Below are 18,641 nucleotides of genomic sequence, written 5' to 3'. Positions count from 1 at the left end.
TATGCCCAATATAGCACATACATATTATCCACAGTCCGGCTTTTTGGTGGTGCTGGGTGCCGGCGAGAGCGGGGTGGGGGCCGCTGTGTTGGCAAAAGATAAAGGTTTTGAGGTGTTTGTTTCCGACAAGGGAGCTATCGCTGAGTACTATAAAACGACCCTTTTGCAAGAGGGGATTGCATTCGAAGAGCTTCTGCACAGTGAAGAGCGGATCCTGCAGGCAGCGCTCGTAGTAAAAAGCCCTGGCATACCAGAAAAGGCTCCATTGGTGAAGGCATTGAAAGCCTCAGGCATTCCGGTGATTTCGGAGATCGAGTTTGCTGCGCAATATACCGATTCGAAGTTGTATTGTATCACAGGGTCTAATGGTAAGTCTACAACGACAATGCTAACCTACTACATGCTGCAAAAAGAAGGCGTTAATGTAGGTTTGGCCGGTAACATTGGAAAGAGTTTCGCATGGCAGGTAGCGCGGAAGGAGTACGATGTTTACGTATTGGAGATTTCGAGTTTTATGCTTGATGATATGTATCATTTTCGAGCTGATATAGCCGTTATCCTAAATATTACACCGGACCATTTGGATCGTTACGACTACAGATTGGAGAACTACGTGGCCTCTAAGTTTAGGATAGTCCGTAACCAAACCGAAGCGGATTATTTTATCTACTGTCTCGATGACGAAGAGACCGCTAAAGCTCTTTCATTATATGATACGAAGGCGATACACCTTCCGTTCTCGCAGAAAGAGATGGTAAGGCAGGGAGCTTACGTGGACGAACATAAAAATATTGTAATTAACATATCTAACAAAGAAATTTTCGCGATGAATATAGAAGAGCTATCCTTACAAGGGAAACACAATGTCTACAACAACATGGCATCCGGCCTTATTGGCAAAGCGATGGAATTGCGGAACAAGACGATGATGGAGAGCATGAGTTCCTACGTTAATATCGAGCATCGTTTGGAGCATGTGGCCTGTATAGGTGGTGTGAATTATATCAATGATTCCAAAGCAACGAATGTCAACTCGGTATGGTATGCTTTGGAAAGCTTTTCTCCGGATATTATCCTCATCATTGGAGGTGTTGATAAAGGTAATGATTATGAAATGCTTCGAGACTTGGTGAAAGCAAAAGTAAAGGCGATCGTATGCATCGGAAAGGACACCACCCGCATTCACGAATCTTTTGAAGACGATACGGATGTTATTGTAAACAGTTCGTCCATGCAGGAAGCTGTTGAAATAGCGTCGCATCTCTCAAAAAAAGGAGATACGGTGTTATTGTCACCTGCCTGTGCTAGTTTCGACTGGTTCAAGAACTACGAAGAACGCGGTGATAAGTTTAAAGAGGCTGTGATGGCTTTGTAAGGACCTAATAAACAGTTGCGCTGATGGATCAGATTTTTAACAAACTAAAAGGAGACAAGTGGATATGGATCATTGTGATCGTGTTGTCCGGTTGGTCGCTATTGGCGGTATACAGCTCGGTAGGCACGCTTGCCTACAAAGAGGGAAAGGGTACAGAGCTATACCTTTTTAAGCACTTCTCCATTATCGCCATAGGTATTGGATTAATGTATCTGTCACATAAGTTGGATTACCGCTATTACGCGGGCATTTCTAAACTACTCATGATCATTACCATACCGCTGTTGTTGTTTACCCTGATCGGTGGAAACAAGGTGAACGATGCGAGTCGCTGGGTTACCATTCCCGTGATAAATCAAACTTTCCAAACATCGGATTTGGCAAAATTGGCTCTCATCACATTTTTAGCACGTATGCTATCGCGTAAACAAGAAGATATCAAAGATGTGAAGAAGTCGTTTGTTCCCATAATGGGCGCTGTTTGTGCGGTATTCGTGCTGATCGCGTGGGCAAATTTATCCACTGCGCTGATGCTTTTCGGTACCAGTATTCTTTTGCTATTAATCGGGCGTATTTCGTTCAAGCAAATTGCTATCGTCTCTTTGGGCGTAGGTCTGCTCGGTTTGATCGTAATTGCTGTGGGACCGAGGCGGACTACATACTTCAGCCGTATCGAAGGTTTTTTTCGTTCAGAAGAGGTGGCCAGCGGGACAGTTTCTTTTCAAGAAGATAAAAATTACCAAGCAAATCTCGCGAAAATGACCATCGCTTCCGGTGAATTTTTCGGCAAGGGGGCTGGAAATAGTGTTGGGCGTAATCTATTGCCTCACCCGTATTCCGATTTCATTTTCGCTATTATCGTCGAGGAGTATGGTACATTGGGTGGCGCCATACTGTTGGCACTTTATATGGCGCTGATGTATCGTTGTATACGGATTGTCACGTTGAGTCCGCGCGCTTTTGGAGCTTTTTTGGCAGCTGGCCTTGGGTTTAGCCTGACAATCCAAGCGTTGGCAAATATGGCCGTTGCCGTTGGTTTAGGTCCGGTCACCGGTGTTCCGCTACCGTTGGTGAGTATGGGGGGAACATCGATCTTGTTTACGAGCGTCGCACTTGGTATCATCTTGAGTGTGAGTCGCAATATTGAAGAATTGAAGGATAAAGAGGAATTATACGAAGCACCAAGGACAAAAAAAGTGGTGGTCGGTACAATTTAGTAAGAAAGCATGGCAAATAAGGTAATCATAAGCGGCGGCGGAACTGGAGGACATATCTTTCCAGCGATAGCAATTGCGAACGCCCTTCGCCGTTTGCAGCCCGATATAGACCTATTGTTTGTGGGCGCAAACGGTCGTATGGAGATGGATCGCGTACCTGCTGCGGGTTACGAAATTGTAGGCCTCGATATACAAGGTATAGACCGAAAATCCTTGTGGAAAAACGTGGGTTTACCCTTTAAAATGTTGAGTAGTTTGCTGAAGGCGCGACGGCTGATTAAGGCGTTCGAAGCCGATGTGGCGGTAGGTGTAGGTGGTTATGCCTCTGGTCCGCTGCTGATGATGGCAAACGCATTGGGGCTACCTACATTGATTCAGGAACAGAATTCCTACGCAGGTGTAACGAATAAACGCTTAGGGAAAAAAGCCAAGAAGATTTGTGTGGCCTACGAAGGGATGGACAAGTTTTTTCCAGCGGAAAAGATCTTGCTGACTGGTAATCCTATTCGTCGCTCGTCCATACAGATCGAAGGTCGAAAGACGGAAGGTCTGGCATCTTTTGGCTTGCAGAAGGGAAAAAAAACAGTATTGGTAACGGGTGGAAGTCTTGGAGCCAAAACGCTGAATGATTGTGTATTGGGCGGTTTGGAGCAGTTTGTCGATCAGGACATGCAGGTCATATGGCAATGCGGAAGTTATTATTATGAGGCTTTAAAGAACACGTTGATCGATAGACTCCCTGTCAGTGTGGTGCTTTTGCCTTTCCTACAGCGTATGGATTATGCCTATGCCGCTGCCGATATCGTGGTGTCGCGCGCCGGAGCGGGTACCATATCGGAACTTTGTGCTGTAGGAAAGCCCGTCATTCTAGTGCCCTCTCCGAATGTGGCTGAAGACCACCAAACGAAGAATGCGAAAGCACTGGTAAGCAAGGGGGCTGCACTATTGGTGTCCGATGTAAGCGCGCGAACCAATTTGGTCGATACTATTTTGTCCTTAGCCACAGATGAATCGAAATGTTTCGAGCTAAGCGAACAGATTAGCAAGCTTGCCATGTTGGATGCTGATGAATTAATAGCAAACGAAGTTTTAAAATTGATAGATAAATGATGAATCTCGACCATATAAAACGTGTTTACCTACTCGGAATCGGAGGTATCGGTATGAGCGGTTTGGCCCGCTACTTTCGTCATTTGGGATGCGAGGTGAAAGGATATGACAGGACAGAAACTGATTTGACAAAAATGTTGCAGGACGAGGGTATCGAAGTTATCTATCAAGACGATATATCCTTGCTGCCGGCTGACTACCAAGAAATTTCTGCGCAAACATTGGTTATTTTCACGCCCGCTGTTCCGAAAGATTTACGTTTAAAAAACTTTTTCCTAGATAAAGGATTTACGTTATATAAGCGATCGGAGGTTTTGGGCATCATCAGCGCGAGCAGGTTTACGATTGCTGTCGCGGGTACGCACGGGAAAACAACAACCTCCACGATGATTGCACATATATTGAAAGATTCAGGCTATGATTGTTCTGCTTTCCTCGGGGGTATCAGCTCAAATTACAATACGAATGTACTGTACGGCGCAAATAATGTGGTGGTCGTGGAAGCAGATGAATATGACCGCTCCTTCTTGACCTTGCACCCCAACATAGCAATAGTCACTTCTGCAGACGCAGATCATTTGGATATTTATGGTGACGAAAAGCATCTGATTGAATCCTTTGCTTTGTTTTTGGGGCGTGTTGTAGAAACTGGCATATCTATTGTTAAAAAAGGTTTGCCGTTCACGGGATCATTAACCTATGCAAAAGAAGAGATATGTGACGCATACGCTAAAGACATACGGGTAGTTTCCGGAGAGTTTTATTTTGACTATTGCCGGAAAGAGGGTGCCACAATTTCGAATCTACATTTGGGAATTCCGGGGATTCATAATGTGGAAAACGCGGTTGCGGCGATTACGGTAGCACTTTCTTTGAACATCGACGAGGCAGCAATCCGTCAAGCATTGACCTCGTTTCGTGGGGCAAAACGGCGCTTTGAATATATTGTCCGAACCGATCGAGCTACCTATATCGATGATTACGCACATCATCCAGAAGAGCTGCGTGCTTTTTTAGCATCCATGCGTAAGCTGTATCCCAGGAAAAAGCTGACGGTTATTTTTCAGCCGCATCTATTCAGTCGTACACGCGATTTCGTAGAGGGTTTTGCTGAAGTGCTAGGGATGGCCGACGAGCTTTTATTGATGGATATCTACCCGGCACGCGAACAACCCATAGAAGGGGTGACATCGGCTTGGTTGTTGGATAAAGTCGGCATAGCGAATAAACGGCTGGTTTCGCCAGCGGCCGTATTGGATATCGTGAAAGTCGAAAGGCCAGAGCTAGTTGTGACAGTCGGAGCCGGAGATATTGACAGATTGGTTAAACCCTTAAAAGAACTGTTGGAGAATGCCTAACCGAATGCGCAACATACCTTGGAGGATTTTGGGCTATGGATGCCTGACGGTCGTCGCACTGATAGGTGTAGGCATGCTGATGGGTGTGGTCAACAAGAAGGCCGATGCACAAGTATGCACCTCTATGCGGGTTATGGTGGAAGGCAAAGAAGCCTTTATTGATCAACATGATATTTCGGATCTCGTAAAAGGCAAATTTGGACAGGTCGTTGGGAAACCATTGCGATATATCCCTGTCCAAAAAATCGAACAGGCATTGTTGGAGCTCCCGTACGTGTCTGCAGCAGAAATCTATGTGGATATGGACGGGGTATTGCAAATCGCTGTTCAGCAAAGAGAAGTTGTATTGCGCATTGTGAACAAGAATGGAAACGAGTACTATATCGATACGAAAGGAGCTAAGGTGCCCGTGACGTTGCGCTATGTTCCGCATGTGTTGGTGGCCAACGGAAATATTAAGGAAAGCTACCGAAAGGCGCTGGACACGGTGGAAACAGCGTTGGTGAAGGACTTGCTCCGGATCGTAGCACATGTAAAAGGAGATCCGTTGTGGAGTAACCAAATCGTGCAGCTTTATGTGAACGACTTCGGAGATATCGAAATTGTCCCTCGCGTGGGAAATCAGCAATTGGTATTGGGGAATGCCGTCAAACTAGAAGAAAAATTGGACAGATTGGTCGTTTTTTACAAGAATATTTTGCCGCGCGTGGGCTCGGATGCCTACGAGAAGGTTAATGTCAAATACGACGGACAGATTATCTGCGAGCGTAAAGAAGGGTGGATGCTTGATAGCCTGCAGACAAAGATGAAAATGAATTAAGTAACACAGAGAAAAATAATATATACAGCAACAAATACACAGCATATGAAACCAAGATTAGCAGAAAACGAAAAGGAGAATCCAATCATCGTAGGGTTGGATATCGGAACCACGAAGATTTGCGTAACCGTCGGACGTCGTAGTGGTAGCACCAAGATTGAGCTATTAGGTGTGGGGAAGGCAGAATCTTCAGGTGTAAATCGGGGCGTCGTTGCCAATATTCAAAAGACAGTGAGCAGTATCCGTGAGGCCGTTGCAATTGCTGAGGGGCAATCTAACGTAGATATTAAGGTGGTCAACGTCGGGATCGCGGGTCAGCACATCAAGAGTATCCAACACCGTGGTATTCTTACCAAACGTGACTACGACGAGGTCGGTCGTTTAGATGTGGAACAATTGATCTCAGACATGTATAAATTGGTGCTTCCTCCTGGTGAGGAAATTATCCACGTGCTGCCGCAAGAGTTTACCATAGACAATGAACCTGGTATTAAAGAACCTATTGGAATGGCCGGTCGCCGCGTGGAAGCGAATTTTCATATTATATCCGGCAGGGTTACCGATATCCGTAATATCAAACGCTGTGTAGACAATGCGGATCTTGAGGTTTCCTCGTTGGTTTTGGAACCTCTTGCCTCGTCTGAAGCTGTGTTAGACGAAGAAGAAAAGACTGCTGGTGTTGTTTTAGTTGATATTGGTGGCGGTACTACGGACGTCGCTATCTTTCACGAAGGGATTATTCGTCATACGGCGGTTATTCCATTGGGTGGTAATATTGTTACGGAAGATATTAAGCAAGGTTGTTCGGTATTACGCAACCAAGCCGAGCAACTGAAAGTACGCTATGGCTCTGCTTTGGCCGACGAAAATAAAGATAATGAGGTGATCTGCGTACCTGGTATCCGCGGGCGCGAGGCAAAGGAGATTTCTGTCAAAAACTTGGCCTATATCATCCAAGCACGTATGGAGGAAATTATCGAACATGTGTATTATGAGATCAAATCATCAGGCTACGAAGATAGGTTGATTGCTGGTATTGTCATTACAGGTGGTGGTGCTCAATTGAAGCACTTGGTGCAGTTGGTCGAATATATCACCGGCATCGGCTGTCGTATTGGCTATCCAAACGAATATTTAGCGAAAACGGAAATGCTTAACAAGCAAGCGTTGGAAGAGTTGAAAAGCCCGATGTATGCGACGTCAATCGGACTTTTGATTAAGGGTGTGCAGGCGATTGAAGAAGATGAAGCTACCCATCAGGAAATGGCCACGAAAAAAGTCACGAAAGAGAACGTTACGGAAATTGCCGAAGAAAAGCGTAAGAAAGAAAGCTGGTTCACTAAAATTTTGTCTGATTTTATTAAAGACGACGCTGGAATTGACGATGACACCTTTATTGGTAAAAAGTAAGTTATCCACAAATGGGCATTTTTCCACAATTTAACAATTGTGGAAAACTATGGTGAATAAATTGGTATTATTACATTGGAATTGTTGAACCTATGGGCGTTTATCTAAGTGGTTTAACAAGAGTTAAATAGGGTTATTTTATGTCGATACAATTTGAAATGTTAAAGGAACAATCATCGATAATCAAGGTTATTGGTGTGGGTGGTGGCGGGGGCAATGCCGTTAATCACATGTACAAGCAGGGGATTAGTGGAGTAGATTTCATCGTTTGTAATACGGATGCGCAAGCGTTGGAGTTGAGTCCCATTCCGAACAAAGTTCAACTGGGCGCTAGCTTAACAGAGGGAATGGGCGCCGGTGCTGATCCTGATGTGGGCGAGAATTCCGCTATTGAAAGTATTGAGGACATCAAACGGATGCTGGGTACCAATACCAAGATGCTATTTATCACAGCAGGAATGGGCGGCGGAACGGGTACAGGTGCAAGTCCGGTGTTGGCCAAAGCAGCCAAAGAGCTGGGTATACTTACCGTTGCTATCATTACTACACCTTTTACATTCGAAGGTAAGCGTCGTCGTTCCCAAGCTGAGGAAGGTCTGGAAGAGCTGCGAAAATATGTAGATTCTTATTTAGTAATTTCCAATGATCGACTGCGCGAAATATTTGGTAATTTAACTATGACTGCAGCCTTTGCCAAAGCCGATGATATCTTGACGACGGCAGCAAAAGGCATCGCTGAGATTATCACCATTCCGGGCTATGTGAACGTCGACTTTAAAGATGTTCGTACCGTGATGAACGATAGTGGCGTCGCTATTATGGGGAATGCTATTTCTTCCGGTGAAAACCGTGCTATCGAAGCAGTTACAGGTGCTCTCGCGTCTCCTTTGTTGAAAGATAATGAGATTGAAGGAGCACGTTATATCTTACTGAACATTACTTCTGGAAGAAAAGAAGTAACGATGGACGAAGTGGCGATTGTGACCGATTATATCCAAGAGAAAGCCGGCCTGTCTGCGGATTTGATTTGGGGTAACTGTATTGATGAGCATTTCGAGGATGAGCTGTCCGTTACCATCATTGCTACCGGTTTTCAGACTGCCGAAGAACGCGTGAAAGAAAAGGAGAAGGAAAAAATTGCGTTACCCTTAACCCCTGAACCTGTCGCAAATCAGTTCGTTAAACCTATCGTTCAAAATCAATTCGCTGCAACGCCCGAGCCAGCTACGACTCAATCGACACATGTTAAGCCTGTACAAAACTCGATACCATCAGGTCCGTCAGCGATTTCCTCTCCGCCTCCGGTAGATCTTTTTACATCGCCCAAACCTATTCATTCGTCAATTGTGAAAAACGAGGAACCACAGGTCATACGTCATACGCTCAGTTTGGATGAACCTGAGCAGGCGCAAGAACCCTCGATTGAGAATAATGGTGGATTTGAATTGAAGACCTCACCTTCGATGTTTGAATTCAAACTTCCTTCGGTTTTTGATACATACCGTGCTGGCGAGGAAAAGGAAAGCGAACAAGGAGCACCTGCGACGAGTAATACTTTTAACGATTCGCCAGCAGCACAAGAAGAACATAAAGAGATGGATTTTGAAGATCAGCTGATGAAAACGAAAGAGCGTATCCTTCGTCTGAAAGAGTTGAGCATGAAATTGAAGTCAAGTAACGGCTTGCAAGAGTTGGAGAATGAACCGGCTTACAAGAGAAGGCAAAAAGCGCTGGAAGATGTGCCCCATTCTTCGCAATCTCAAGTTTCCAGGTTCACGTTGTCCTTTGATGAAGGTGAGACAGAAATACGACCCAATAATTCTTTCCTACACGACAACGTAGACTAGACTACACTTATTTATTTATAGAAAAGACAGCGTACGCGCTGTCTTTTTTTTATAAAAATTTTTTTATTTGCCAAAAGGTACTACTTTTATAAAGCAATTAATTATTAATAGATTATAACACTTAAATCATTTCAATTATGGCTAGTATTGATAAATTCAACGAGCTGAAAGCATTAGTAGATGGCTTGGAAGCCGACGCGGATAAATTCTTTGTGAAAGGAAATAGCGCCGCCGGAACACGCGTTAGAAAAGGCCTGCAAGACATCAAAAACCTGTCACAGGATCTGCGCCTAGGGATACAGGAGCTGAAGAATAAGAAATAATGAATTCTTATACATAGCGAATTCGGAAAGCCCTTTAAGGGCTTTTTTAGTATATTTACGGATAAACTTAGCACAGTATTTTTATGGTGAATAAACTAAATAATCCCATTTGGGTCATGAGTTCAGCGTATGATAAATTGTCTTTGGATGAGCTGATTCGGACCTCTAAAGCTGTCGGCGCCCAAGGGATCGACCTCTGCGTATTCAGAAAAGATGGAACTCGTTCTGACCATACCGCAACACACCTAGCCTATGAGGGCTTCTCTGCCGAGAACGGTCGTACCTTGATCGACCAGTTTAATCAGGCTGAACTTAGTCTTTCCTTGGGGGCTTTTGAAAACATGATCGGAGGCGACCCCGTCGAAAGAGTAAATAACCAAAACCATCTCCTAAGGCTTATTCGTATCGCACATCTCCTTGGTGGAGATTCCAATGATGTGAAAGTGGGAACATTTGTGGGGTATAATCATGAGCTAGGTAACGAAATCGATGGTTTTCAAAAGAACCTCGAAGAGTATGAACGTGTTTTTACACCGATAGTGAAGTATGCCGAAGATCTCGGTGTAACCATCGTATACGAAAATTGTCCGATGGAAGGTTGGCGATCGGCGCGTTACACAAGCACTTACAACAATTTGCCAGGCGTATTAGCCGCCCGAAAATTAATGTATACGATCATACCAAGCAAGGCACACGGAGAGATTTACGATCCATCGCATGATATTTGGCAGAATACTAATCCGGTCGATGTGGTGGAGCAGATGGACATTTCGCGGTTGAAGCGCATCCATGTTAAAACAACGAGGAATTTAAAAACCAAGGCGCGTATCGAATGGGGTGGGATGTATCCTATGCAGCACGTAGACCCCAACTTGGCTCGGCAAGCGAACGTTGCTATACCGAAAAACGATTGGGATCGTCATCACTATGAAGCGATGTTGCCCGGTTTTGGCGGCTCTGACCATATGGACTGGAACGATTTTGTCAACGTCTTGCACAGGCGCGGATTTGAGGGACCCTTTGAGATAGAGAATGAGGCAAGAAATTCGAAGGACACTGGGAGTTCGAAAGCCACAGACCAAGGCTTCACCAATTGTATCCGGTTTCTTTCCCCCTTACTATGGGATCTAGATGAGCACAACGGTTACTATTATAAAAAACAAAAAGAATTAAGTATGCCAAATGTTGCCGATATTCCGGAAATAACGATCGCGCAACTGAGTAGATAATGTGTAGGAGCTGAAGAGCAGTAACCTAATGCTGCTCTTCATCGTGTAGTTTGAATAACTCAATCAATTCCGGCAAATTCGTAACATTAAGTTTTTCAAATATTCTACTTTTATAAGTGCTAACCGTCGAAGAACTCAATTCCATCAAATTTGCGACATCAAGAATCCCCAAGCCCTTGATGAGGTGCTTGGCGACATCCATCTCTCTGTTAGAAAGCTTGCGCAACTGGTCTTTGTCATCAAATGACGATTTACTTGTTGTCAGTTTTTGGATGTATAACTCCTTGACGGCTTCAGACATATAACGGCCTCTGCTCATGATGTTTTGTATCGCATTTTTTAGCTCGGACATCGCGGTGTTCTTATGCAGATATCCGCTGGCCCCAGCGCTGATATAGCGTAGGGCATAGAGGTTTTCTTCATAAGAAGAAAAGATCAAAATCTTGACCTGTGGTTGGATTTCCAAGATTTCCTTTACCATTTTGATGTTGTTGCCGCCTGGCATATTGATGTCTAGTAACAGTAAGTCTACAGCGTCCTTCTTCAGTTCCGTATAAACCTCATCATACGTTTCCGCTTGCAGTATGATCGCATCGGAGATAAGCTCTTTTATAATAAAAGATGCACCAAGTCGAACAATACTATGATCATCGGCAATTAATATCTTTTTCATCGTACTTGACACTGTTTAATTTTCTAAGCGCGTGAACTAAAAATGTATCCAGCCCTTTAACAAAGATATAAAAAAACTCAATGAAAGCGGTTTTATAGATGTATTGTGGCGCAAAAAAATACTTAATTTGAAGCTGAAAAACTACAATACGATTCGATTTTGTTAAAATTATTTTCATCTTTGTTTATTGATAACTTATAAATGATACATTATGGGATTTTTTAAAGAGTTTAAGGAATTTGCAATGCGCGGTAGCGTGGTCGATCTGGCAGTCGGTGTTGTTATCGGCGGTGCTTTTGGGAAGATTGTGACATCGTTGGTAAACGATATTATTATGCCGCCTATTGGCTACCTGACAGGAGGTGTGGATTTTAGCAATTTGAAATACGTCATCACTCCAGCCGACGAGGCCGCAGGGATAACAGAGGTGGCGATCAATTATGGAACCTTTGTCAATGTAGTCATTCAATTTATTATCGTCGCGTTCTGTATTTTCTTAGTTATTAAAGGCTTGAATTCTTTAAAGAAGAAAGAGGAAGCAGCGCCAGCCGCCCCAGCAGCACCTTCGAAGGAAGAAGTGCTATTGACCGAGATACGGGACATCTTGCGCAATAAATAGGCAGCCACGGTAGCAATTCCTTTAGCCAAAAAGCTGAAGAAGACAAGGGAGAGGTCTTGTTTTCGCGATGATGGAAAATTTTGCAAGATTGTTTGTTTCTTACGCAAAGAAACTGTACTTTTGCATTCCCCTTGCTGGGACAGATTGAACAAAAAAATATAAAACAAGCATAATAGCGTCATGAAAAGAACATTTCAGCCTTCGCAAAGAAAAAGAAGAAATAAGCACGGATTTAAGGAACGTATGAGTTCGGCTAACGGTAGAAGAGTATTAGCTTCCCGTAGAGCAAAAGGTAGAAAGCGCCTTACCGTATCAGACGAATACCGTCACAAAGGATAGTATGATATTGCCGGTGACTCCTCCGAGCCTCTGAGCCGGCGTTTTGTCACGATGAGCTATACATTTACAAAAGAAGAACGGCTATGTAGCAAGAGACTTATTGACGGTCTTTTCCATAACGGTTCTTCTTTTGTATTATACCCCTATCGTATCGTCTTTCTGCTTGCCAATAACCAGCATGATAATGACGGGCCACCTGCGCAATGCATACTTTCCGTCTCGAAAAAAAGATTTAAGCGCGCGGTCGACCGTAACTTTATCAAACGTAGGATGCGGGAAGCCTATCGGCTTCAAAAGTCGAGTCTTTACGGTTTTCTCCATGAACATTCCGTACATTTGTTGGTAGCTTTTCAATACATTGGAAAGGAAAAGTTGCCGTCGGTGCAGCTCCATCAACGGATGGGATTGGTATTGGATAAATTAAAAGATGAAAGTAGTAAGGTTTTTTTGGATTTGGATAGTTAAATGGCCGCTGCAGAGCGTGTTCGTATTGATCATTCGTTTCTATCAGATTTTTATTTCCCCATTCCTAGGTGCTAATTGTCGATATACGCCCACTTGTTCCCAATACGGGAAAGAAGCCATTTTGAAGTATGGTCCTTTTAAAGGCGGACTTATGGCCGTTCGACGTATAGTGCGCTGTAACCCATGGGGGGGGCATGGACATGACCCCCTGCCATAATTTAGCTATGAACAATATCTATGTATTACAAATAGAGACAGCAACACCGGTCTGCTCCGTTGCCATAAGCAAAAACGGAAAGACTATTGCTGCAATTGATGCCGAGTTGCCGAATCTACATGCAAGCCATTTAACGGTATTTATAGACCAGCTCCTTCGCGATGCCGATATCTCATCGGTTGATTTGGACGCTGTTGCAGTGAGTATGGGTCCGGGCTCGTATACCGGTTTACGAATTGGAGTTTCTACGGCAAAAGGTTTATGCTATGGCTTGGATATACCTTTGATCGCTATCAATACGCTTGATGCCATGGTAGCCGGCTTTGCACGTCGGGATCCCATGCAGATGGTCGGCAAAATGCTGGTTCCAATGATCGACGCCCGTCGCATGGAAGTGTACATGGCACAGTACAGGGAAGGGCAGGTCAAGGTTCGGGATACGGAAGCTTGTATAATCGATGCAGATTTCTTTGCCACCGATGATAAAAGTCAAGCGCAGTTCCTGCTCTTTGGCAGTGGTGCAAATAAACTGGCACTCCTGTTTACGGAAAATCCATGGGTTCAGGTAGTTCCAGGTTTTCTCAACAGTGCAGATTTCCTATCGGGATTGGCCTTTGAGAAATATAGCTTGAAACAATTTGAAGATTCGGTGTATTTTGAACCATTTTATCTCAAAGATTTTATTGCGACTACGCCTAAAAAGCGATAGAATCCGTTATAACCACTTCCGCTTTTTGAACCAGTAATAGATCACTAACGCCAACAGGGCCATGCCAAGCATCACCGCGGGGTAGCCATAATACCATGCTAACTCGGGCATGTGGTCGAAGTTCATGCCGTATACCCCCACGATAAAGGTCAGCGGCATAAAGAAAACCGAAAATATGGTTAGTGTACGCATGATGTCATTGGTGTGGTTGGATTCTATATTGAAATAAACAGATAATAGCTGCGCGGTATTTTCGGAAATATTGCGATACAGGGTGGATGAGCGAGCGTAGATATCCTTGAGATCTTGCGTATAGATGTTCTTGAACGCACGGAGGTGAAGTAGGTCGACGATATCCTTATACAGCGTGAGGATAATTCGAATGAGATCGATTTGCCGCTTGATATAATATAATTGGCGTAAAAAATCTTTCCTTCGTTGATGTAGGAAAACCATCTCCTCATAGCTGTCCAATTGCCTGTTGAGTTTGTTTATCACTAGATTTTCAAAAGTTTTTAAAGCTTCCGAGGTCAGATGATTTACAAAAAGCTTGCTGGTATGTAGTTTTTCAAGTGGAAAATTTATAGCCAACTTTTCCACGTAATCCACCGGCTCGCGATGGACAGTGATAACAAAATTTTCCCCAAAAAAGATGGATACTCGCTCTGTTATTTCGGTTAATGTGTCGGAGAAATTGTCGAACTTTTTTGGTATGGATCGTATTATCAAAAAGTAGTAGTGCTCAAATTCTTCAATCTTAGGTAATTGGCCCACCTGCAAACAGTCTTTTATCGAAGAATCGTGGAGATGAAACTTTTCTTTCAACGAACCGAAATCTTCGAGGGTCGGCTCGAGTATATCGATCCAGGTGAATTTTGAGCTTGCGTCCTCCAATATGTTCCTAACCATATACGCGTTGATTAAACTTGGCGCAATGTATCAATCAAATCGTTGAAAAACAAATAAAAGGCCCCTCTGTTTTTAGAGAAGCCTTTTGATTTCTTAAAGCTATTGGAAAAAGCTACTTTTTTTCTTTCGATTTTTTATCCTTATACTCTTTGTTCAGCGCGTCAATAACATCGGCTGTAATATCCAGTTTAGCGTCGGCATAAAGTACAGTAGGATTGGATTTGGAATAGGTAAGTACTAGTGTGTAACCATTATCTTCTGCATGTTTCTTCAGGTACTCTGTGATGGCGTTATAGACGTTGTTGAATTCCGTAGATTCGTCCTGTTGTATAGAAGCGGATGCGTTTTGGTCTAGACGGCCTAACTCCTGCTGTTTGCGGGATAACTTTTCTTCAGTTGCCTGACGCTCAGATGCGCTCATCGTGGCCGCCTTCTGTTGGAAATCAGCAACCTCTCTTTGGAATGCCTGTCCTTTGGATTGTAAATCGCTTTGAGCCTTCTTAACCTTCGCCTCTAATTTTGTCCGAATATCCTTGAAATACTCATATTTTTCTGACAAAGTGTCCGAGTTGATGTAAACGATTTTTTCTGTTTTAGTCGATGTGGCGGTGCTTGTGGCGGTTGAATCCTTGGTTGCCACCGGGTCGGTTTTTGTACCTTGGTTACAAGATACGATTGCCACCACTAACGCGAGGCCTAAGGATACATTGGTTAATGTTGCAAATAGTTTATTCATTCTAATCTAATTTTCAAGTTTTAAATTTTCAAAAAGCAAACCTAATATAAAAAAATTAGATTTTCCCAATTCCGGGTTCAAATCTTCAAAAAAATCGGTGTTTGTTGACGTTTATTTTGCTCATTTTTTAAAGCTTTGGAATCGTGCTAAAGTTTGATTTTTAGCGAAAAAAATCGTATTTTTGAATGTTAAACGGTACTCATTTTAATATCATTTCATGAGCGAAGAAAATAAAAATATCTCGACGTACTCAGCGGACAATATCCAAGTTTTAGAGGGATTAGAGGCAGTGCGTAAAAGACCTTCTATGTATATCGGGGATACCGGTGTCAAAGGTTTACACCATTTGGTTTACGAGGTAGTTGACAACTCGATTGACGAGGCTGTAGCGGGTTACTGTACGGATATATTCGTCCGTATTCATGAGGACAATTCTGTTTCAGTGAGCGATAATGGTCGCGGTATACCTACTGGGATCAATAAAAAAGAAAATAAATCGGCACTGGAGCTCGTCATGACTGTGCTTCACGCTGGTGGTAAGTTTGATAAGGATACCTATAAGGTTTCAGGTGGTTTGCATGGGGTCGGCGTGTCATGTGTGAATGCTCTTTCTACACATCTATCGGCAGTGGTACAACGCGATGGTAAGATCTTCCAACAGGAATATGAGAAAGGAAAGCCGATGTACGATGTTAAGGAAATTGGGTTAAGTGAAACTACAGGAACAACGGTGACTTTCCGCCCCGATGCCGAGATATTCACGATGACCACCATCTACAACTACGACACATTAGCCAATCGCTTACGGGAACTTGCTTTCTTGAATAAAGGTGTACGGCTTACCCTCACCGACGAGCGCGAAGTATTGGAAGATGGTTCCTTTAAGTCGGATGTTTATTATTCTGAGGGCGGACTACAGGAATTTGTTAAATTTTTGGATGGTACGCGCCAGCCATTGATTCCAGATCCGATTTATGTAGAGGGGATCAAACAGGGAATTCCTGTAGAATTGGCGCTGCAGTATAACGACACCTATTCAGAGAATGTCCATTCTTATGTGAACAATATCAATACCATAGAAGGTGGTACACATGTAGCCGGATTTCGTAGAGGTTTAACGCGCACGTTAAAGGCATATGCCGATAAGTCGGGCTTGTTGAAAAACTTGAAGGTTGATATCACGGGTGATGATTTTCGAGAAGGTTTGACAGCCGTGGTTTCTGTCAAGGTTGCGGAACCTCAGTTTGAGGGGCAGACAAAAACGAAGCTGGGCAATAACGAGGTAATGGGCGCCGTTGATATTGCTGTGGGTGAAATTTTGGGCATATATCTAGAAGAGAATCCCCGCGAAGCAAAGGCGATCGTACAGAAAGTTGTTATCGCCGCGCAGGCTCGTGCAGCGGCACGTAAGGCACGCGAATTGGTGCAGCGTAAAACTGTGATGGGCGGCTCTGGCTTGCCCGGCAAGTTGGCCGATTGCTCGGATAACGATCCAGATAGATGTGAAATTTTCTTTGTCGAAGGAGACTCCGCCGGTGGAACGGCCAAGCAGGGCCGGGATCGCCGCTTTCAAGCTATTATGCCGTTGCGCGGTAAGATTTTGAATGTGGAGAAAGCCATGGAACACAAGATCTATGAAAATGAAGAGATCAAGAACATGTTTACGGCCCTGGGCGTTAGTGTCGGTACAGCCGAAGATTCAAAAGCGCTCAATTTGGATAAATTACGCTACCATAAGATCGTTATCATGACGGATGCCGATGTAGATGGTTCGCACATCGCGACTTTAATTTTGACGTTCTACTTCCGCTACATGAAGGAGCTGATTGAAAAAGGTTATGTGTATATCGCTACTCCACCGCTATATATGGTGAAAAAAGGACGAGATTTTGAGTATGCTTGGAACGAAGATCAACGGATAGCCGCCATTCAGCGTTTGAAAGGGTCGGGCAAGGAAGATTCTGTCAACGTGCAACGTTATAAAGGACTAGGTGAAATGAATGCCGAGCAACTTTGGCAAACAACTATGGACCCAGAACATCGCACATTGCGCCAAGTGACCATACAAAATGCCGCAGAATGCGACCGTATATTTTCTATGTTAATGGGCGATGAGGTAGCTCCACGGCGCGAATTTATTGAGAAGAACGCACGATATGCGAAAATAGACGTTTAAGTTTTCTCCATTTTTTTGATTATTTAATAAAATTCCCAATCGTTCACGGTTGGGAATTTTATTTGTAAATTGTATAGGTTTTAACGTCTATTGTTATGTCTAATATTGATTTTATCCTTGAGGAGAAAGCCGCTGATATCGGTAATTTTTTAGTAGGTCGCTTGTTGCCCTTTCGTCAAAAACGATCCATAGGCCCCTTCGTGTTTATCGACCATATGGGGCCTGCCTGCCTAGCGGACTATGAGAACCTAGATGTTCCGCCGCACCCACATATTGGACTGTCCACTTTAACCTACCTGTTTGACGGGGCCATTATGCACCGAGACAGTATGGGTACAGAAATCGAAATAAAACCTGGTGCTGTCAATTGGATGACGGGAGGAAAGGGAGTAACACACTCGGAACGTACACCCGATTATTTACGTAAGCAGGACAAGTTTATGCATGGTCTACAGATTTGGGTAGCGCTCCCCAAATCGCTTGAATTTATGGATCCAGAATTTTTCCATATAGAAGCGAAGGATATTCCAGCATGGGAAGAGAATGGTGTGCACTACAAATTAATCGCAGGCGAAGCCTTTGGTCGCAAGTCGGGAGTACCCGTCTATTCGCCTCTTTACATGCTCGAGATTAAGGCAAGAGAAGAAAAGAAGATCGATATCGGTACGTATTTGTTCGGTGAAAGCGGCCTGTACATTTTGGAAGGAGAAATTGAAAACCAGGGATATGCCTATGGCCCCAAACAGATTCTGATAACAAAGGATGCGCACCTCTGTTCGTTCACGATGAAGCCCGATACAACAGTTTATATCTTTGGTGGAGAGCCTTTTCCCGAGGAACGTTTTATCTTCTGGAACTTCGTAGCTACGGATAGAGCGACGATCGAGCAGGCAAAAGAAGATTGGCGGAACCATCGCTTTCCGAAAGTGATCAACGACGATGGTTATGTGCCTTTACCCGAACCTAGAATAAAGTAAAAAAGAAAGTATAATATTGGCTTACTTTGCTTGGTACACCAAGCTCAAACCGATAATATTTCGTTAAAATTTCTCAAGCCTACATCTTTAATGTAGTTAATCGTTAGCATTTTTGGTGAAAATACAATAAAA

At 43.7% G+C, this 18,641-nt stretch carries 19 protein-coding genes; 16 read left to right on the top strand and 3 right to left on the bottom strand.

Annotated elements, in window-relative coordinates; translation table 11 throughout:
- Position 1: 1 nt before the first annotated feature.
- The 9 genes from murD to IE165_RS02405 all read left to right on the top strand — a co-directional run bounded on the left by murD (position 2) and on the right by IE165_RS02405 (position 10,689).
- Positions 2-1,375 (top strand): UDP-N-acetylmuramoyl-L-alanine--D-glutamate ligase, encoded by a 1,374-nt coding sequence (gene murD, locus IE165_RS02445; protein WP_189625021.1) that lies wholly within the window; start codon positions 2-4, stop codon positions 1,373-1,375.
- Positions 1,376-1,398: 23 nt separating this feature from the next.
- Positions 1,399-2,592 (top strand): FtsW/RodA/SpoVE family cell cycle protein, encoded by a 1,194-nt coding sequence (locus IE165_RS02440; protein WP_189625020.1) that lies wholly within the window; start codon positions 1,399-1,401, stop codon positions 2,590-2,592.
- A gap of 9 nt (positions 2,593-2,601) precedes the next feature.
- A complete protein-coding gene (murG, locus tag IE165_RS02435) occupies positions 2,602-3,702 on the top strand; it encodes an undecaprenyldiphospho-muramoylpentapeptide beta-N-acetylglucosaminyltransferase (protein ID WP_189625019.1) in 1,101 nt (366 codons plus the stop codon).
- The gene (murC, locus tag IE165_RS02430) at positions 3,702-5,060 is read left to right on the top strand and encodes a UDP-N-acetylmuramate--L-alanine ligase (protein ID WP_189625337.1); all 1,359 of its coding nucleotides are present in this window, start codon (positions 3,702-3,704) and stop codon (positions 5,058-5,060) included. The genes murG and murC overlap by 1 nt, the downstream gene beginning before the upstream one ends.
- Positions 5,053-5,880 (top strand): cell division protein FtsQ/DivIB, encoded by an 828-nt coding sequence (locus IE165_RS02425; protein ID WP_189625018.1) that lies wholly within the window; start codon positions 5,053-5,055, stop codon positions 5,878-5,880. Before murC ends, IE165_RS02425 begins: the two co-directional genes overlap by 8 nt.
- Positions 5,881-5,925: 45 nt before the next feature.
- The gene (ftsA, locus tag IE165_RS02420) at positions 5,926-7,290 is read left to right on the top strand and encodes a cell division protein FtsA (protein WP_189625017.1); all 1,365 of its coding nucleotides are present in this window, start codon (positions 5,926-5,928) and stop codon (positions 7,288-7,290) included.
- Between the two features lie 140 nt (positions 7,291-7,430).
- Complete coding sequence (gene ftsZ, locus IE165_RS02415; protein WP_189625016.1) at positions 7,431-9,137, top strand: cell division protein FtsZ; 1,707 nt, start codon at positions 7,431-7,433, stop codon at positions 9,135-9,137.
- Positions 9,138-9,274: 137 nt separating this feature from the next.
- The gene (locus tag IE165_RS02410) at positions 9,275-9,460 is read left to right on the top strand and encodes a BF3379 family histone-like protein (RefSeq protein ID WP_189625015.1); all 186 of its coding nucleotides are present in this window, start codon (positions 9,275-9,277) and stop codon (positions 9,458-9,460) included.
- Between the two features lie 83 nt (positions 9,461-9,543).
- Complete coding sequence (locus tag IE165_RS02405) at positions 9,544-10,689, top strand: sugar phosphate isomerase/epimerase family protein (protein ID WP_189625014.1); 1,146 nt, start codon at positions 9,544-9,546, stop codon at positions 10,687-10,689.
- A 25-nt stretch (positions 10,690-10,714) separates the two neighbouring features.
- On the opposite strand, the gene IE165_RS02400 is transcribed toward IE165_RS02405, so the two are convergent.
- Positions 10,715-11,362: a response regulator transcription factor gene (locus IE165_RS02400; protein WP_189625013.1), complete on the bottom strand. Its 648-nt coding sequence runs from the start codon at positions 11,360-11,362 to the stop codon at positions 10,715-10,717.
- Between the two features lie 211 nt (positions 11,363-11,573).
- Here IE165_RS02400 and mscL point away from each other — a divergent pair, with 211 nt between their 5' ends.
- From mscL to tsaB, 5 genes are all read left to right on the top strand, one after another.
- Positions 11,574-11,981: a large-conductance mechanosensitive channel protein MscL gene (gene mscL, locus IE165_RS02395; protein ID WP_189625012.1), complete on the top strand. Its 408-nt coding sequence runs from the start codon at positions 11,574-11,576 to the stop codon at positions 11,979-11,981.
- Between the two features lie 180 nt (positions 11,982-12,161).
- Positions 12,162-12,320: a 50S ribosomal protein L34 gene (gene rpmH / locus IE165_RS02390; RefSeq protein WP_071790452.1), complete on the top strand. Its 159-nt coding sequence runs from the start codon at positions 12,162-12,164 to the stop codon at positions 12,318-12,320.
- Positions 12,321-12,371: 51 nt separating this feature from the next.
- Entirely contained in the window at positions 12,372-12,785 is a 414-nt protein-coding gene (locus tag IE165_RS02385) for a ribonuclease P protein component (protein ID WP_189625011.1), read from the top strand.
- Positions 12,748-13,002, top strand: coding sequence for a membrane protein insertion efficiency factor YidD (yidD, locus tag IE165_RS02380; RefSeq protein WP_189625010.1), 255 nt, complete (start codon positions 12,748-12,750; stop codon positions 13,000-13,002). Before IE165_RS02385 ends, yidD begins: the two co-directional genes overlap by 38 nt.
- A gap of 7 nt (positions 13,003-13,009) precedes the next feature.
- A complete protein-coding gene (gene tsaB, locus IE165_RS02375) occupies positions 13,010-13,711 on the top strand; it encodes a tRNA (adenosine(37)-N6)-threonylcarbamoyltransferase complex dimerization subunit type 1 TsaB (protein WP_189625009.1) in 702 nt (233 codons plus the stop codon).
- 6 nt (positions 13,712-13,717) lie between these two features.
- Here tsaB and IE165_RS02370 read toward each other — a convergent pair whose 3' ends face one another.
- Together IE165_RS02370 and IE165_RS02365 are read right to left on the bottom strand one after the other, a co-directional pair.
- Complete coding sequence (locus IE165_RS02370; protein ID WP_189625008.1) at positions 13,718-14,620, bottom strand: CorA family divalent cation transporter; 903 nt, start codon at positions 14,618-14,620, stop codon at positions 13,718-13,720.
- Positions 14,621-14,732: 112 nt separating this feature from the next.
- Entirely contained in the window at positions 14,733-15,356 is a 624-nt protein-coding gene (locus IE165_RS02365) for an OmpH/Skp family outer membrane protein (RefSeq protein ID WP_189625007.1), read from the bottom strand.
- Between the two features lie 217 nt (positions 15,357-15,573).
- Between IE165_RS02365 and gyrB the strand changes: the two genes are divergently transcribed.
- Together gyrB and IE165_RS02355 are read left to right on the top strand one after the other, a co-directional pair.
- Entirely contained in the window at positions 15,574-17,532 is a 1,959-nt protein-coding gene (gyrB, locus tag IE165_RS02360) for a DNA topoisomerase (ATP-hydrolyzing) subunit B (protein ID WP_189625006.1), read from the top strand.
- Positions 17,533-17,627: 95 nt separating this feature from the next.
- The gene (locus IE165_RS02355; RefSeq protein ID WP_189625005.1) at positions 17,628-18,509 is read left to right on the top strand and encodes a pirin family protein; all 882 of its coding nucleotides are present in this window, start codon (positions 17,628-17,630) and stop codon (positions 18,507-18,509) included.
- The last annotated feature ends 132 nt before the right edge of the window (positions 18,510-18,641 follow it).

This window comes from Sphingobacterium griseoflavum, assembly GCF_014653155.1.
Taxonomy (GTDB): Bacteria; Bacteroidota; Bacteroidia; order Sphingobacteriales; family Sphingobacteriaceae; genus Sphingobacterium; species Sphingobacterium griseoflavum.
Note: the sequence above shows the minus strand (reverse complement) of the source record. Positions and strands in the feature narration are given on the sequence as shown.

Bases quoted from the DNA above. Each gene is read 5' to 3' on its own strand.
- IE165_RS02365 (WP_189625007.1), bottom strand. From the start codon at position 15,356: ATGAATAAACTATTTGCAACATTAACCAATGTATCCTTAGGCCTCGCG.
- IE165_RS02440 (WP_189625020.1), top strand. From the start codon at position 1,399: ATGGATCAGATTTTTAACAAACTAAAAGGAGACAAGTGGATATGGATC.
- murG (WP_189625019.1), top strand. From the start codon at position 2,602: ATGGCAAATAAGGTAATCATAAGCGGCGGCGGAACTGGAGGACATATC.
- IE165_RS02410 (WP_189625015.1), top strand. From the start codon at position 9,275: ATGGCTAGTATTGATAAATTCAACGAGCTGAAAGCATTAGTAGATGGC.
- IE165_RS02370 (WP_189625008.1), bottom strand. From the start codon at position 14,620: ATGGTTAGGAACATATTGGAGGACGCAAGCTCAAAATTCACCTGGATC.
- tsaB (WP_189625009.1), top strand. From the start codon at position 13,010: ATGAACAATATCTATGTATTACAAATAGAGACAGCAACACCGGTCTGC.
- IE165_RS02425 (WP_189625018.1), top strand. From the start codon at position 5,053: ATGCCTAACCGAATGCGCAACATACCTTGGAGGATTTTGGGCTATGGA.
- gyrB (WP_189625006.1), top strand. From the start codon at position 15,574: ATGAGCGAAGAAAATAAAAATATCTCGACGTACTCAGCGGACAATATC.
- IE165_RS02385 (WP_189625011.1), top strand. From the start codon at position 12,372: ATGAGCTATACATTTACAAAAGAAGAACGGCTATGTAGCAAGAGACTT.
- yidD (WP_189625010.1), top strand. From the start codon at position 12,748: ATGAAAGTAGTAAGGTTTTTTTGGATTTGGATAGTTAAATGGCCGCTG.
- rpmH (WP_071790452.1), top strand. From the start codon at position 12,162: ATGAAAAGAACATTTCAGCCTTCGCAAAGAAAAAGAAGAAATAAGCAC.
- ftsZ (WP_189625016.1), top strand. From the start codon at position 7,431: ATGTCGATACAATTTGAAATGTTAAAGGAACAATCATCGATAATCAAG.
- murC (WP_189625337.1), top strand. From the start codon at position 3,702: ATGAATCTCGACCATATAAAACGTGTTTACCTACTCGGAATCGGAGGT.
- IE165_RS02405 (WP_189625014.1), top strand. From the start codon at position 9,544: ATGGTGAATAAACTAAATAATCCCATTTGGGTCATGAGTTCAGCGTAT.
- IE165_RS02355 (WP_189625005.1), top strand. From the start codon at position 17,628: ATGTCTAATATTGATTTTATCCTTGAGGAGAAAGCCGCTGATATCGGT.
- mscL (WP_189625012.1), top strand. From the start codon at position 11,574: ATGGGATTTTTTAAAGAGTTTAAGGAATTTGCAATGCGCGGTAGCGTG.
- IE165_RS02400 (WP_189625013.1), bottom strand. From the start codon at position 11,362: ATGAAAAAGATATTAATTGCCGATGATCATAGTATTGTTCGACTTGGT.
- murD (WP_189625021.1), top strand. From the start codon at position 2: ATGCCCAATATAGCACATACATATTATCCACAGTCCGGCTTTTTGGTG.
- ftsA (WP_189625017.1), top strand. From the start codon at position 5,926: ATGAAACCAAGATTAGCAGAAAACGAAAAGGAGAATCCAATCATCGTA.